General features: G+C 70.4%; 1 protein-coding gene. It reads right to left on the bottom strand.

Translation table 11 applies throughout. From position 1 onward, the window contains the following. Positions 1 to 94: 94 nt before the first annotated feature. Positions 95 to 1,345, bottom strand: coding sequence for an Ig-like domain-containing protein (locus ACFXPK_RS31260; protein ID WP_385003204.1), 1,251 nt, complete (start codon positions 1,343 to 1,345; stop codon positions 95 to 97). Positions 1,346 to 1,502 lie beyond the last annotated feature (157 nt).

The following is a 1,502-nucleotide window of genomic DNA, read 5'->3' as shown; positions in this document are numbered from 1 at the left end:
GGCCGTGTTGGGGGGGGGGGGCCCCGCCCCCACCCCCCCCCCCCCCCCACCCACCCGGACGCCCTGCGCCGTCCGAGCACCGCCTGGGCGCCGCCTAGATCGCGGGACGCAGCCGCGCCGAGTCGGACGGCGAGCTGCCCTCCCTGAGGCCGGCCTGGAGGACGCTGCCCTTGCGCCAGTCCTTCCAGTCCACGTTCCAGTCCCCGTAGCCGTTGCCGAAGTCCTCCATGTAGTCCCCGGCGCTGTTGATGACCTGGACGATGTCGCCCTCCTTCACGGTCTCGAAGAACCAGGCGGCGTTGCCCGTGGACATGCCGGTGCAGCCGTGGCTGACGTTGGCCGCGCCCTGGGAGCCCACGGACCAGGGGGCGGCGTGCACGTACTCACCGCTCCAGGTGACCCGGGTCGCCCAGTAGACCGGCAGGTCGTACCCCTCGCCGCCGCCGATACCGACGGTGGAGCCGCGCATCCGGACGAAGTACTCCTTGCCGAGCACGACCTTGATCCCGTTGCGGGTGGAGAAGCCGGGCTTCCCGGTGGTGACCGGGATGCTGTTGATCTCCTCACCGTTGCGGTAGATCGTCATGTAGTGCGCCGACGCGTCGGTGATCGCCTCGATCCGGTCACCGATGGTGAGCTTCAGCGGCTTGGTGGCGCCGCCGTACAGCTTGTCCTCGATCTTCACCCCTTCGAGGTTGCTGGTGACGGTGATCTTGCTGTTGGCGGGCCAGAACTCCTTCGGGCGGAAGTGCATCGTCTCGTCGTCCACCCAGTGCCAGGTGCCGCCTTCCGCCCCGGGGGTGGAGCGCACCTTCAGGGAGCGTTCGACGACGGCCCTGGCCGCCTTGGACTTGACGGGCTCGCTGAGGCTGGCGGTGACCGGCTGGCCGACACCGTACGTGCCCGCGTCGGGGCCGAACTCGACCTCCAGGGTCTTCTTCGCCTTCGCGGTGTCGAAGGTGAGCCGCCGGGAGCCGGGCTTGCCCTCCTCGTTCTCCGTGGCGACCCGGACGGTGTAGCGGGCACCGGCGGCCAGCGGGGCCGTGGAGTGCCAGCGCATCCCGTCGGCGGTGAGTTCGCCCGCCAGGTAGTGGCCGCTCGCGTCGACGGCCGTGACGTCCGTGATCCGGCCGTCCCGGCTCTTGGAGACCACTTCGAGCGGCTTGTCCGGGTTCACCTTCTTGCCGCCCGCGGCGACGCTGAACACGATCTGGCCGTCGGCGTCGTACGGCTTGTCGGAGAGCGGGTGGGTGTCGGGGCCACCGCACGCGGTCGCACTCGCCCCGAGGGACACGACCAGTACGGTGCAGCTCAGGATGGCGCGCAAGCGTGGCGTGTGGTTCATGTGCTCACGGTAAGAAGATTCTGCGACCGCAGCGCGACGGGTGATGCAAACGGGGGGCCCGGGGGGGGCCGGGGGGGGGGGGGGGGGGCCCCGGGGGTGGCGGTGGGGGGGGGGACGGGGGGTTTTAAAAAAAATAACAGGCGCCCCGAGTTTTGTG

Source organism: Streptomyces sp. NPDC059142, assembly GCF_042755665.1.
GTDB lineage: Bacteria > Actinomycetota > Actinomycetes > Streptomycetales > Streptomycetaceae > Streptomyces.
The sequence above is the reverse complement of the archived record's forward strand: the minus strand, read 5'-3'. Positions and strand labels throughout refer to the sequence as shown.